The sequence below is a fragment of the Parabacteroides sp. MSK.9.14 genome (assembly GCF_019041495.1).
GTDB lineage: Bacteria > Bacteroidota > Bacteroidia > Bacteroidales > Tannerellaceae > Parabacteroides > Parabacteroides merdae.
Genome location: NZ_JAHPXO010000030.1, coordinates 1 through 13786 on the forward strand (window position 1 = coordinate 1; position 13786 = coordinate 13786).

General features: G+C 44.2%; 11 protein-coding genes. 5 read left to right on the top strand and 6 right to left on the bottom strand.

Going from position 1 to position 13786, the window contains the following annotated elements:
- Positions 1-959: 959 nt before the first annotated feature.
- From KTG12_RS15225 to serS, 5 genes are all read left to right on the top strand, one after another.
- Positions 960-3695 (top strand): alpha-L-rhamnosidase, encoded by a 2736-nt coding sequence (locus KTG12_RS15225; RefSeq protein WP_055284787.1) that lies wholly within the window; start codon positions 960-962, stop codon positions 3693-3695.
- A 131-nt stretch (positions 3696-3826) separates the two neighbouring features.
- Complete coding sequence (gene rplU / locus KTG12_RS15230; protein ID WP_005641072.1) at positions 3827-4144, top strand: 50S ribosomal protein L21; 318 nt, start codon at positions 3827-3829, stop codon at positions 4142-4144.
- A 22-nt stretch (positions 4145-4166) separates the two neighbouring features.
- Positions 4167-4433 carry a 50S ribosomal protein L27 gene (gene rpmA, locus KTG12_RS15235; RefSeq protein ID WP_005641071.1) on the top strand — a complete coding sequence of 89 codons (267 nt, stop codon included), beginning with the start codon at positions 4167-4169 and terminating at the stop codon, positions 4431-4433.
- A 77-nt stretch (positions 4434-4510) separates the two neighbouring features.
- Positions 4511-5053 carry a C40 family peptidase gene (locus tag KTG12_RS15240; protein WP_005641070.1) on the top strand — a complete coding sequence of 181 codons (543 nt, stop codon included), beginning with the start codon at positions 4511-4513 and terminating at the stop codon, positions 5051-5053.
- Between the two features lie 606 nt (positions 5054-5659).
- Positions 5660-6934: a serine--tRNA ligase gene (gene serS / locus KTG12_RS15245; protein ID WP_005641068.1), complete on the top strand. Its 1275-nt coding sequence runs from the start codon at positions 5660-5662 to the stop codon at positions 6932-6934.
- 178 nt (positions 6935-7112) lie between these two features.
- Here serS and KTG12_RS15250 read toward each other — a convergent pair whose 3' ends face one another.
- The 6 genes from KTG12_RS15250 to KTG12_RS15275 form a co-directional block, all read right to left on the bottom strand.
- Positions 7113-9557, bottom strand: coding sequence for an FAD-dependent oxidoreductase (locus KTG12_RS15250; RefSeq protein WP_005641064.1), 2445 nt, complete (start codon positions 9555-9557; stop codon positions 7113-7115).
- Between the two features lie 63 nt (positions 9558-9620).
- Positions 9621-9986 carry a MarR family winged helix-turn-helix transcriptional regulator gene (locus KTG12_RS15255; RefSeq protein ID WP_005641062.1) on the bottom strand — a complete coding sequence of 122 codons (366 nt, stop codon included), beginning with the start codon at positions 9984-9986 and terminating at the stop codon, positions 9621-9623.
- A gap of 188 nt (positions 9987-10174) precedes the next feature.
- Complete coding sequence (locus KTG12_RS15260) at positions 10175-11152, bottom strand: dihydroorotate dehydrogenase-like protein (protein WP_005641059.1); 978 nt, start codon at positions 11150-11152, stop codon at positions 10175-10177.
- Between the two features lie 85 nt (positions 11153-11237).
- Entirely contained in the window at positions 11238-11906 is a 669-nt protein-coding gene (locus KTG12_RS15265) for a YggS family pyridoxal phosphate-dependent enzyme (protein ID WP_155143894.1), read from the bottom strand.
- Positions 11903-12409, bottom strand: coding sequence for a DUF4494 domain-containing protein (locus tag KTG12_RS15270; RefSeq protein WP_005647850.1), 507 nt, complete (start codon positions 12407-12409; stop codon positions 11903-11905). Before KTG12_RS15270 ends, KTG12_RS15265 begins: the two co-directional genes overlap by 4 nt.
- A gap of 691 nt (positions 12410-13100) precedes the next feature.
- Positions 13101-13724 (bottom strand): master DNA invertase Mpi family serine-type recombinase, encoded by a 624-nt coding sequence (locus KTG12_RS15275; protein WP_005647849.1) that lies wholly within the window; start codon positions 13722-13724, stop codon positions 13101-13103.
- Positions 13725-13786 lie beyond the last annotated feature (62 nt).

Here is a 13786-nt window from a genome sequence, read left to right on the forward strand (position 1 = left end):
ATGCAGATTCTTTTCGCTTCTGTATCATATTAGGCGCGTAGTTGCGGATTTGAGGTTATAAATAAATATTTATCAAAAACACATCTAAATATTTCAATACAAGATGATCTTTCCTTGTTATAGTATCTTATATCGGCTGTAAAGTTAAACAAAAAACATGAACATAAAAATAAATATTATTAAGATTAATATATTTAACAGTAAATAAACAATCAAGATTTTGGTTTTGCAGAAAATCAGTTCTTGCCACCTCAACGGGCAATTTATATAACAGTTTTTGGTTCTTTATCAATTTAGGAATCCTTAATTTACTTATATTCTGCTATTCGGCTACATGAAGAAACATGTCATTTTCTGTTTTCAAAATTCATTTAAACCTCTTCATATATTGAACTTTGATTGTTGGGCGTTACCTCTAAATTGACGAAGAACCAAATCCTTATTAAAGAAATGTGATATTTGATCGCAATTTTAGCAAGATCAGTTTTTCTCTCTGATTTTCTATTGAACCAACAATATAATAATCTCTTTTACCCTCTCCTAATTGTACTCAGTTCTCCAAGAACTATGGTAAGAGTTTTTTCAGAATAGAAGAATCTGGTCTCACTCATTAGGTATTTCTGTTTGGCTAAAATTTATTTGGACAGAAAGAAATTAGAGGTTTATGAAACTCTTGTAGATATAAGCCTGAGGGAAGTTTTAGGGAAAAGTATTGAAAGATACTGATGCAATACAGGGAAATCACACCGAAAACCCATCAAGTGTAAAATCATCTCTATAAAGATTTTGCAAAATAACCATCATGTAATCATAGTTTCTCTTTAGATGTTGTTGGGAGTGGCTTGTAGTGTTTTTATCAAAATCATAAGATATAAAATCATTTTTAGAAATGGTGTCTGTGAAGAAATCGTTTCCTTTGAAAACAAAGTCATGCTATTAACAGATTAAATCGCAACGATATGAAAAAGACAGCTTTATTGCTTTTGGTCGCTTTGGTCTTAGGATGGGCGGGATGTTCGTCCGATTCGACCGTCGAAGTGAAGAACCTCCGGTTGGAGATGAAAGAAAATCCATTGGGAATCAATGTGACGCAACCCCGCTTTTCCTGGCAGATTGCTTCCGGCAAACCGGACTTGAAACAGACGGCCTATCAGATACAGGTGGCTGCTTCTCCTGAACAATTGGAATCCGGTGACGGGCTTTTGTGGGATTCGGGTGTGGTCCGTTCGGACGAGTCGGTACTGGTTCCGTATGCCGGGAAAGCCCTGGAATCGGGAAAACCTTACTATTGGCGTGTGAAATTGACGACCAACCAGGGGGATACTCCCTGGAGCGATGCCGGTAGCTGGTCAATGGCCTTGCTCGATGATTCGGAATGGAAAGCGACCTGGATCGGCGAAGATTCCCTCTCCAATCCGGGTGAGGAGGTAGGTGTGGCCGGTGGAAACAATAAAACACGCTTGGCCGCCCGATATCTGCGTAAAGAGTTTACGACGGATAGGGCGGTGGAAAGAGCCGTCTTGTATATTTCCGGCCTTGGCTCGTATGAGGCTTACCTGAACGGAAAGAAAGTCAGCGAGGACGTGTTTGCCCCGATGCCGTCCCTGTATTATAAACGTATATATTATAATGTATATGATGTGACAGCTTTGATGGCTTCCGACAAGAATACATTGGGAGTGATTTTGGGGAACGGCCGTTTCTTCTCTATGCGTAATCCGGGAATGAAAACATTCGGCTTGCCTCGTTTGCTTGCGCAACTTCGGATCGAATATGCAGACGGGTCGCAAGCGACGGTCGTCAGTGATACGTCTTGGAAAATCACCTCGAAAGGACCGATCGTCGCAAATAACGAGTTTGATGGCGAAGAATATGATGCCCGCCTCGAGATGGAAGGTTGGAACACGAACGGTTTCGACGACGGCGCATGGAAAACTCCCGATGTGATGGAGGCTCCTGCGGGCAAACTGACAGCACAGCAGAACCCGAATATCCGCGTACAGGAAACGTTGAAGCCGGTAGCCGTTTTTGATCGTCCCGATGGAAAGTATATCCTGGACATGGGGCAGAACATGGTCGGTTGGCTCTCTGTTAACCTGAAAGGAAAGAAGGGCAAACCCATATCGATGAAGTTTGCCGAATTGTTGCAGAAAGACGGCTCGCTCTATCTGGCTAATCTGCGTACTGCGCAGGTGACCGACATTTATACTCCGGCTGAAGACGGTGATTTTAGTTGGCAACCCCGTTTCGTTTATCATGGTTTCCGTTTTGTGGAAGTTTCGGGACTCGATTATAAACCGGAACTGTCCGCGTTTACCGGACATGTCATTTATGACGAGATGGCGACAACCGGGCGTTTTGAAACATCCAACCCGCTGGTCAACCAGATCCATAAGAACTCTTATTGGGGAATCCGTAGTAATTATCGCGGGATGCCGACCGACTGCCCGCAACGTGACGAACGTCTCGGCTGGTTGGGCGACCGTGCGACGGGCGCTTACGGCGAAGCCTTTATTTTCAATAATGCCCAGCTGTATAACAAATGGTTGCAGGATATCGAGGACTCCATGAGCCCGGAAGGAAGCATCTCGGATGTCTCCCCGAATTACTGGACGATCTATGCCGATGATGTGACCTGGCCGTCCGCCTTCTTCTATGTGGCGGATATGCTGTACCGCCAGTTCGGCGACGACAGCGCGATCCGTGCCCATTATCCGGCCATGAAACGCTGGATGGCGCATATGGAAGAGGCGACCATGAAGGACTATATCATGACGAAAGACCAGTATGGCGACTGGTGCATGCCTCCCGAATCGCAAGAACTGATCCATTCCAAGGATCCTGCCCGCAAGACGGACGGCGCTATTCTCAGCACGACTGTCTATTATGATTTGCTGAACAAGATGATCGGTTTCGCCCGTATCTGCGGACAGGATGCCGATATCTCCGGCTACGAATCCTTGGCCGCTAAAATAAAGGCGGCTTATAATGCCAAATTCTTTAATAAGGAAACGGCGGAGTATGGCAATAATACGGTTACGGCCAACATTCTCTCATTGCGTCTCGGACTTGTGCCGGAAGGATATGAAGGGAAAGTTTTCAGTAATATTGTGAAAAAGACAGAGGAGGATTTTAACGGACATGTAAGTACCGGAGTCTTGGGAATCCAGCATCTGATGCGCGGACTGACCGAGTACGGGCGGGTCGATATGGCCTATAAGATCCTGACGAACGAGACTTATCCGAGTTGGGGATATATGATTAAGAACGGTGCGACAACCATCTGGGAACTTTGGAACGGCGATACGGCTGATCCGGCCATGAATTCTGCCAACCATGTGATGTTGCTTGGTGACCTGCTGATCTGGTACTACGAAGACCTGGCCGGCATCAAATGCGCTCCCGATGCAGTCGGTTTCAAGAAACTGGTGATGGAACCTGTTTTCCCCGATGGCCTTGACGAAGTTTCCGCCTCGTACGGTTCGGTCTATGGAGAGATCAAGAGCGCATGGACTAAGAAGGGAGGCGACTTTAGCTGGGATATCACTTTGCCGGGCAATACGTCGGCGATCGTCCGGATTCCGAAGAAATACAATGTGACGGTCGGTAACTTGCCGGGTGTGCGCAGAGTTTCGGCAACGGAAGGATATATGGAAGTCGAGATCGGTTCGGGAAGCTATCATTTTGGAAAATAGTTTCGAAAAGATTTGGATGATATATCAAGAAACCGTAATTTTGCACTCTGAATTCTGCAGGAGGTAAACAAGTGATGCTTAGAAGTGTATCCACCTCCGGGACATAACCTGTTTAAATATAAAAAAGACAGATGTACGTAATCGTAGAAATTAACGGACAGCAGTTCAAGGCTGAAGAAGGAAAGAAGTTGTTCGTTCATCACATTCAGAACGCTGAAAGCGGTGCTGTTGTGGAATTTGAAAAAGTGTTGTTAGTTGACAACAATGGTGAAGTTAAAGTAGGTGTTCCTACCGTAGAAGGCGCAAAGGTAGTATGTGAAGTGCTGTCTCCGCTGGTGAAAGGTGATAAAGTGCTGATCTTCCACAAAAAGAGAAGAAAAGGTTATCGTAAGTTGAACGGTCACCGTCAGCAGTTCACTGAAGTGAGTGTAAAAGAAATTGTTGCTTAACGTTTAAAGGAGAAAAGAAGAAATGGCACATAAGAAAGGTGTGGGTAGTTCTAAGAACGGCCGTGAATCACAAAGTAAGAGATTAGGTGTTAAGCTTTTCGGTGGTGAAGTTGCTAAAGCTGGTAACATCATCGTTCGTCAGAGAGGAACAGTTCATCATCCGGGTGAGAACGTAGGTATCGGTAAAGATCATACGTTGTATGCATTGGTTGATGGCGTGGTAACTTTCCGTAGAGGCAAGGAAAACCGTTCTTTCGTTTCTGTAAAAAAAGTGGTAGCAGAAGCATAAGTATTGGTTTTATATAGAAAATAGGAAAAAGGATATTCGCTTGGCGGATATCCTTTTTTTGTATCTTTGTCAACATCATGACTCGTAGGAATTTTATCATACTTTATATCGGAATACTGTTGTTTTTTCTGGCTCTAACATCGTGTGGCAGTAAAAAACAATGTGTAGTTTTACCTTCTGATTTCAAGGGACCGAAGGAGCTTTCCCGTCTCTATGGTGTCCGCCTGACTCCGAACGATAATATATTTTTATACAATGAAGGAGCCAGATGGCTTGGCGTCCCTCATCGGATGGGTGGATTGACAAAGAAAGGAGTGGATTGCTCCGGTTTTGTGGCGATTGTGTTTCGTGAAGTCTATGGAAAGCAGTTGGCACGTTCTTCGGCTGATATGCTGAAGCATAATTGCAAGAAAGTCAGCCGTGCCAACCTGAAGGAAGGTGATCTGGTCTTTTTCCGGACGGGCAAAGGAAGGAAGAAAGTGCCTAACCATGTCGGGATCTATCTGAAAAATGGTAAGTTTATCCATACCAGTACATCGAACGGTGTGATCGTCAGTAGCCTGAGTGAACCTTACTATGTCCGGACATGGCTTACCGGTGGCCGGGTGAAGAATTTGTGATTTCCTGTGAATCACTCGATTATTTTATGTAAAGACGACTATAAAATAGATGAAACCGGGTGGTTTTTATTGTCCGGCAAGGCACTTTAGTTGCCGGACATCCCCTTGTTGCCCCCTTTTACACCCGGATGTACCGGCTCCCTACACCCGGATGTAAAGAATGGCAACATGGGGGTGTTTACGGAATTATGTGCTTGTTTCTGCCAAAAAAAGAGAGGGCTTTTGTGGAACGAAGAACCGTATTTCGCCAATTTAATATCTATTGTACCTGTTTTTACATTTGTTTGTTCAATTGTTCTATATGCTTTTTGAAGGAAAAAAGATATCAATAGATTGATTTTCAGTTATATGATAAAAATACCATGTTTTAGGAGTGATAGAAGAGTGATAGAGGAAAATGTCCTGTATCATTACCTGTAACGATTGAATATCAACAGATACAACCTCTGTAGTGATAGAGTGATAGATGATTTGCAGAAAACTTTGCATGTTAATCACTATCTTGGAAAATTTTGATGCGGTTGCCCTGTTTATGCGTCGATGATAAATCATAAATCATAAATCTTGATTATCTTTGCAACTCAAATAAAAAAACATCATTAAAGTATGTTGACGCTTAAAGTAATTACGGAAGAAACAGATCGGGTGATTCGCGGTCTGGAAAAGAAACACTTTAAAGGTGCACAGGAAAGCATTGCAAAAGTGATCGAATTGAACGATAAAAGACGTGGTGCGCAAAATCAATTAGATAAAAATCTGGCAGAGGTGAACCAGACTTCGAAAACCATCGGCATGCTGATGAAAGAAGGTAAAAAAGAGGAAGCCGAAATTGCTAAGCAACGTGTTGCTGAGATCAAGGAAGTCAACAAGGCTATCCAGGCCGAAATGGATCAGGCGGCCGAAGATATGCAGAACTTGCTCTATACAATCCCGAATGTTCCTTACGACGAAGTGCCCGAAGGTGTGGGAGCTGACGATAATAAGGTTGAAAAGATGGGCGGTATGGAAACGGAACTGCCGAAAGACGCACTGCCCCATTGGGAATTGGCAAAGAAATATGACCTGATCGATTTTGACTTGGGAGTGAAGATCACAGGTGCCGGTTTCCCGGTTTACAAGGGACAAGGTGCGCAGTTGCAGCGTGCGCTGATTAACTTCTTCCTGGATGAAGCCCGTAAATCCGGTTATACGGAAATCATGCCGCCGACAGTTGTGAATGCTGCTTCCGGTTATGGTACGGGCCAGTTGCCTGACAAGGAAGGGCAGATGTATCATTGCGAAGTGGATGATCTTTATCTGATCCCGACAGCCGAAGTCCCGGTTACTAATATCTACCGTGATGTTATCCTCGATGAAAAGCAGTTGCCGATCAAGAACTGCGCCTATACGCAATGTTTCCGTCGTGAAGCCGGCTCTTATGGAAAAGATGTGCGTGGACTGAACCGTTTGCATGAGTTCTCTAAAGTGGAATTGGTTCGCATTGACAAACCGGAACACTCCAAACAGTCTCATCAAGAAATGTTGGATCACGTAGAAGGCCTGCTCCAGAAATTGGAACTTCCGTATCGTATCTTGCGTCTTTGTGGTGGCGATATGAGTTTCACGGCTGCCCTTTGTTTTGATTTTGAAGTTTATTCAGAAGCCCAAAAGCGCTGGTTGGAAGTAAGTTCGGTTTCTAACTTCGATAATTACCAGGCAAACCGTCTGAAATGCCGTTATCGTGACGAGAATAAAAAGACACAGCTCTGCCATACGTTGAATGGCAGCGCATTGGCTTTGCCGCGTATCGTCGCAGCCTTGCTCGAAAACAACCAGACTCCCGAAGGCATCCGCATTCCGAAGGCGTTGGTTCCGTATACGGGATTTGATATGATTAAGTAAATAAGTATAGAAAAAACTATAGGGTGGTAAAAACGGTCGGTATCTGTTTGACAACGGATGTCGACCGTTTTTGGTAGCGACAAGCATCTATTTTCAAAACACCGGTGATTCGATTTTAAAACATATATGCTTTGCAATCAAAACATCGGTGTTTTGATAGATAAGGAATTGTACCAAATCAGATGAACAGATTTACATTCGCCTCTTCTGCCCGTTCGAGATAAGAAGCCACGCCGCCCAGTGTAACATTGTCCATCAGTTCTTCTTTTTGCACGCCCATGACATCCATGCTCATGGTGCAGGCAATCATTTCCACGCCATTGTCTATGGCTTGTTGGATCAGGCTTTCCAGGCTGTCGATTCGCTTTCGCTTCATGATGAGGCGCATCATCCAGCTACCGGCGCCTCCCATGTTCATTTTAGACAGTTTGAGTTTGCCACTGTGTGTCGGAAGCATCCAGCCGAACATCTTGCCGAAAATATCTTTGGTGACTGTTGGTTTATGCTGTTTCTTGATCACATTCAGTCCCCAAAAAGTAAAAAACATGGTTACTTTCTTGCCGGTCGAAGCCGCTCCATTGGCAATGACAAAGGACGCTAACGCCTTGTCCAGGTCGTCGCTGAAGACGATCAGTGTCTTGTTGTCGGCATTGTTCCGAGAAATCTCGCAAGAAGCTGTTTTCTCCTGTTTGCGGATGGTGGCGGCGACCACCCCGTTTTTGTTTTCCAACGCAACCAGCTCTGCACCTGTCATCTTGCACCAGGAAGTGACATCCTTGCCGAAAGCCTGGTCGGTGGCAGTTATCTGAAGTTGTTCGCCGATCTTCAACGCCTCGTAGTTCTTTTTCAATTGCATCACAGGTCCGGGACACATCAGTCCGCAAGCATCTACTTTCAACAGATTGATCTGGGAATCGGAGTTTCCATAGCTTGTGCTTTCCGGTATTTCCGGCTTGTGGGAAACGATCTCTTTTATCGGTGCGGTCGCTACGCTCCATGTTTTGTATCCTCCGGATAGGTTGCGCACATGCTTGAAGCCATTTTGTACCAAGATGCGATAGGCCAGGTAACCACGCAGTCCGACTGCACAGGTTACGACGATCGGTTTCTCCTTTGGCAGTTCGTCTAAATGTTCTCGCAATTCATCTACCGGTATGTTTATAAATCCGGGAATCGTGCCTAATTTATATTCGTCGTGTGTACGGACATCGATTCGAATCGTATCGGCCGGAAGTTCTGCGAGCTCGCGCCATTGGATGATCCGGGACTTTTTATTCAAAATATTTTCTGCAACGAATCCGGCCATATTCACGGGATCTTTAGCTGACGAATAGGGAGGTGCATAGGCATGTTCCAATTCCGCCAGGTCGTGGACTGTACCGCCTCGCTGTATCACTTGTGCCAGCATCTCGATACGTTTGTCTACACCGTTGAAGCCGACAATCTGGGCGCCTAACAATTTCCCGTTTTCCGGAGCGAACAATATTTTGATGGACAGGGGAACGGCTCCCGGATAATATCCGGCATGAGAGGCCCCATGTGTGTAGGAAGAGATATAGGGTATATTGTTCTGTTGTAATAACTTTGCATTCGCACCGGCTGCGGCAACTGTCAGGTCGAATACTTTCGCAATGGAAGTTCCGATTGATCCCGGATATTTCTTTTTGTTGCCGAATACGATATTGTCTGCCACGATGCGTCCCTGCTTGTTTGCCGGCCCTGCCAGCGGAATAAGGGCCGGCTGTCCGGTTACGAGATGGCGTACTTCGACTGCGTCGCCGAGGGCATATATATCGGCATCGGAAGTTTGCATATAATCGTTTACGGCGATGCCGCCCCGTTCTCCGATGGCGAGTCCCGCATCTTTTGCCAGTTTGGTTTCCGGGCGTACCCCGATGCTCAGCAAAACCATGTCGGTAGCGATCTGTTTGCCGCTGCGGAGGTGTACGGTCACACCACCGTCTTTTTCTTCAAAGCGGCTGACACCATCTTCTAAGTGCAGTCCGACTCCCTTATCGGTCAGTTGCCGGTGCACGATTGCTGCCATCGAGAAGTCCAACGGAGCCATCACTTGGTTGGCCATTTCTACCACGTCGACCTGTATACCTAAGTCGTGCAGATTTTCCGCCATTTCCAGTCCGATAAAGCCTCCACCCACAACAATAGCACGTTTCGGGTTTTCAGTATTGACATAATTCTTGATCGTATCGGTGTCCGGCACATTGCGGAGCGTGAATATCTTCTTGCTTCCAATCCCTTCAATACCAGGCCGGAGCGGTTCGGCTCCCGGTGAAAGTACCAGTTTGTCGTATGTTTCGGTGTATGTCTCGCCTGTGGATAGGTTCTTGATTTCCACTTCTTTTTTATCCGGACGGATAGCGGTTACCTCCTGTTCCGTGCGAATGTCAATCCGGAAACGGTCTGTGAAACCTTTTGCTGTCTGTACGAACAGCTTTTCTCGGTTGTTGATCGTGTCACCGATATAATAAGGTAGGCCACAGTTTGCATACGATACATATTTTCCTCGTTCGAACAAGATGATATTGGCTTTTTCATCCATTCTGCGCAGACGTGCTGCAACGGTAGCTCCTCCGGCTACTCCTCCTATAATCAGGTAGTTCATGTTGTAAAAATATTATTTGTATTATATATATTTGTTAATAGAAAATATTTGGATAAAAAAGGTTCAACCTTTTTCCATACAAGTTTTCAGTTTCTCAAACAATCCGTCAAAACACAGTTCTGCATTCATCATCTGCTGTATTTTTTCTTTTCCGCCAGGAGTGAGGGAGAAGCACATCTGCCGTTTGTCGTTTTTGTTGATGTTGCGGCGGATATAACCTTTATTCTCTACGGCTGTGATCACTTTTGAAACGCGTGAGTTGGACAGACCTATATATTCGCAGATCATACCTGCGGATTTCGTTTCTCCGTCTTTCAGGCAGCAGAGTAACATGGCCTCATTGATCGTAATATCGTGTACCTCCGCAAAGGTTTTCTCGAACTGGTATAAAGCTTTGTATATATCTTTTATTGCACAAATTGATTCCATATTCTTATATGTTGTTGATGGGGACAAAGATATATAATATTTTCAATATAAATAATGTTTAGTAGAAAATATTTTATCTGGTGATAAAAAGAGAGTATTTTTATGGAATAAAAGGATGCATGCTATTGTCTGAAAGCATGCATCCTTTTGAAATAATTTTTTGCCGGATGAGACAGAGTCTTGTTTGTTTAATCTCTGTTGGAGAAATATTTCATGAACTGCGAGCGTTCATACATCGCAGGATTGGAGATGTTGGCATAGTTTAGTTTGCCTTTGAACTGGTCAAGCGACTGATAATGCGCTTGGTGCATCCATTCTTCAATACAGGTAAGCACCTGTGAGATAATTTCTGCCCCATGTGTATAGACGGCGCTACACATCTGTATGGCGTCGGCTCCTGCAAGCAAGCATTTGATGACATCTTCCCAATCGTGCACTCCGGTAGAGGAAGCGATGCTGATTCCGGGTATCTTACCTGAAACGATTGCTGTCCAGCGAAGCGTGTCACTCAGGTCGGAATGGTTACTGAAAACGTTACCTGAGACAATTTGCATATTGTTGATGTCGATATCCGGTTGGTAAAAACGGTTGAAGAGGACGATTCCGTCCGCCCCGTTAACTGTCAGCGTATGGGCTACAGCTGGAATATTACCGACCATTTTGCTCATCTTGATCATGACAGGGATCGAAACAGTTTCTTTCACTTTACGGATAATGCTGACATACAAGTCACGCATGTTTTCACTGTTGTATGTGAGGTCTGTTTCCAAGAAGAACACGTTTAGTTCCAAGGCATCAGCACCTGCTAATTCGATCTGGCGGGCAAATTCGATCCATGCATCCGATTTATAGCAGTTGATACTTGCGATAACCGGAATGGTGCATAATTCTTTCGTCTTCTGGATCAGTTCCAGATAATCGTTTATCTGATTCGCCTTTACATAACCGCGTATGTAATCGGCTGCTTCGGGATAGTCCGAATCCTGCATCAGTATATCGCTTTGCATTTCAATCTGCTCTTCGAAGAGTGATTTCAGTACGATCGCACCTGCACCGGCTTTTTCAAATTCCTTGTTTCGTTCCGCGTTGTTTGTCAAACCGGAACTTCCGACGATAAGCGGGTTACGGAGTGTCAGTCCCGCATATTGTGTTTTAATGTCAATCATGTCAGATTCAATTATGTTCAACGATTACAAAAATAGAGAATTATTTTCTACCTTATCTGTTCTTGCTCTTTAAAATGGTTAAAACTCAATATTCCCGTTCTCCGAAAATGCTGGTTCCTATGCGTATCATCGTACTACCTTCGCGGATGGCGATCGGATAGTCGTGGCTCATTCCCATTGATAATTCGCAAAAATATTCGTCACCCTTGAATACCGAGTTTTTCAGTTCAGTGAAAAATTCATGGATATTATGAAACTCATTTTTGATCAGAGATGTGTCGTCGGTGTTGGTCGCCATCCCCATCAGTCCGCATATCCGGATGTAGGGAAGGGCTTCGGGCAACAGATTGTATAGCAGTTCACGGCATTCGTCAGGACTGAAGCCGTGCTTGGCTTCTTCTTGCGCGATATGTATCTCCAACAGGACACGGATGATACGATCATGTTTAGCCGCTTGCTTGTTGACTTCCTGCAAAAGTTTTAACGAGTCGATACTGTGTATCGTGTGGATGAACGGGGCAATGTCTTTTACCTTGTTGCTTTGCAATGGGCCGATAAAATGCCATTCGATGTCACTGGGCAATACTTTTTGTTTAGCTGTCAATTCTTGGGCCCTGCTTTCACCAAATACACGTTGTCCCGCATTGTAGGCTTCCTGCAATGCCTCGACGGGATGGAACTTGGAGACCGCTACCAACGTGACATCTGCCGGCAGCGATGCTTTCAGTCTTGTTATATTTTCAGTGATGTTCATGCTTCTCTTGTTTCCGCCTGTTTTTTCTGTTCGGCAATCAGTTCTTCCTCTGATTTCTTTTCCGCAGGGACACTGTTGGCGTCAAAAGGAAAGACATCCATCAGTTGGGTTTCTGTAACGGAGGCGATGGTATAGTCGGCAAGCGTTCCCTTCATTCCGTCTTCCAATACGGCGATGGCATCTTTCAGGTTAGACGCCTGTGCCAGCATCTGTGCAGCTGTTTTCTTTTCGGCTCCGCTTTTTTCATCGAGGGTGATGAAGTAAACCTTGATCTTATAGAAACGGTCGCCATTTTCGTTGAAGAACAATTCTGACAAACGGGCGCGTTTGATGTCTGTTACAGTAAATTCCCCGGATACGAAGGGGCGGATTTCTTCGATGATGCGGGCTTCCGCTTCCGTGAACGACAGGGCGTCGACCAAATAGGGTTCCGTCACTTTCTTTTGTGCTCCATTCTCCATGATCTTCTCGAAGGAGACTTTGCATTCAAACCAGTTATGCATATATTTATATGTTTTATAATGTCTGTATTTTTATTTCAAACCAAGGTACAAATATAACGGCTATTCGGGAATTAAACAACCGGAACGGATTTCTTTGTCAATTATTGGATCGTAGTGAACTTTTTGCCACATGCTCCGGTTATATAAGCGTAGTGTGTTTTTTCATGGTATTAGATTTTTAGATTAGTAATAGGTTGTTTTGTCTGGTTCGAGAGGAATAGGACAAAAGTTCTAAAATATCAGAGCCGGAAGTGTAGGAATTCCCCATACATTCCGGCTCTTTTACGTTTCAAAACCCATCGTTTCTTCAATTTCAAGGCAACATGTGTCTTCCCCCTACTGCTTGTTTATAAGATTCGACGTATCTGTCAAAGGTAAAACAATTATTTTTTATTCTCTAATTTGTAGTATAATATTCAATAAAGATTTTGAAATAAAGGGAGCTAGAAAGGAAATGTGCAACTCGTAATTGGGTGAAAAGGGAAATATTCACTTTATCGGAGGAAAGAATAAAGCATACAAAACCTGCCGCACGCTGTACCACCAGCGTGCAGAGGTATTGGATTATTTAGTATGCGGATCATCTTGCCCCGTCGGGCATGCCGTATTGACTGATAATAAATTACCTCAAAAACAATTTATTAAGGTTACATAGATTAACATTCAGACAATTAAGGCCATGAAGGTCCGATTACTTAATATATCTATATTTCCTCCAGTCCGGGAATGTGTTCCGCAGGAAATCACGCAGAGTTTGGCGGTTTACTCCGAATTTTTCGGCGATTTCGTTCATCGAGCATTTCTCATTGATCATTTTCTTGATGACATTTTCTTTTCCGGACAACCTGACCTGCATGGTCTTTTTGCCTTTCGGACGACCGAGTTTCGTGCCTTCCGCTTTTTTACGCGCAAGTGCTTCACGGGTACGTTGTGAAATCAGATTGCGTTCGATTTCTGCACTTAGGCTAAAAGCGAAGGCCAGAATTTTACTATTGATATTATTCCCTAATTCATAGCGTTCTTTGACTGTAAGGACGATAATATCCCGTTCCATACATTGGTGAAGGAAGCTCATGACTTGCATCAAATTACGTCCAAGCCTTGATAGTTCTGTTGTTACAAGCGTGTCTCCTTTACGAATTTGTTTTAATAATCTGCCAAGTTGGCGATCCGATACACTTGTTGTTCCGCTGATTGTTTCGTCTACCCAACGTTCGATACGGAAACCTTTCGCTTTTGAATAGTTTTCAATCTCGAAGCGTTGATTTTCAGTACTTTGTTTATCCGTACTGACTCTTACATAACCGTATATCATACTATCTGAATATTAAATGAATAACTAAAGATACTTCAGAAATAGAAATGAAGGAGGGGATT

Coding starts and splice junctions, on each gene's coding strand:
- KTG12_RS15225 (WP_055284787.1), top strand. CDS start 960: ATGAAAAAGACAGCTTTATTGCTTTTGGTCGCTTTGGTCTTAGGATGG.
- rplU (WP_005641072.1), top strand. CDS start 3,827: ATGTACGTAATCGTAGAAATTAACGGACAGCAGTTCAAGGCTGAAGAA.
- rpmA (WP_005641071.1), top strand. CDS start 4,167: ATGGCACATAAGAAAGGTGTGGGTAGTTCTAAGAACGGCCGTGAATCA.
- KTG12_RS15240 (WP_005641070.1), top strand. CDS start 4,511: ATGACTCGTAGGAATTTTATCATACTTTATATCGGAATACTGTTGTTT.
- serS (WP_005641068.1), top strand. CDS start 5,660: ATGTTGACGCTTAAAGTAATTACGGAAGAAACAGATCGGGTGATTCGC.
- KTG12_RS15250 (WP_005641064.1), bottom strand. CDS start 9,557: ATGAACTACCTGATTATAGGAGGAGTAGCCGGAGGAGCTACCGTTGCA.
- KTG12_RS15255 (WP_005641062.1), bottom strand. CDS start 9,986: ATGGAATCAATTTGTGCAATAAAAGATATATACAAAGCTTTATACCAG.
- KTG12_RS15260 (WP_005641059.1), bottom strand. CDS start 11,152: ATGATTGACATTAAAACACAATATGCGGGACTGACACTCCGTAACCCG.
- KTG12_RS15265 (WP_155143894.1), bottom strand. CDS start 11,906: ATGAACATCACTGAAAATATAACAAGACTGAAAGCATCGCTGCCGGCA.
- KTG12_RS15270 (WP_005647850.1), bottom strand. CDS start 12,409: ATGCATAACTGGTTTGAATGCAAAGTCTCCTTCGAGAAGATCATGGAG.
- KTG12_RS15275 (WP_005647849.1), bottom strand. CDS start 13,724: ATGATATACGGTTATGTAAGAGTCAGTACGGATAAACAAAGTACTGAA.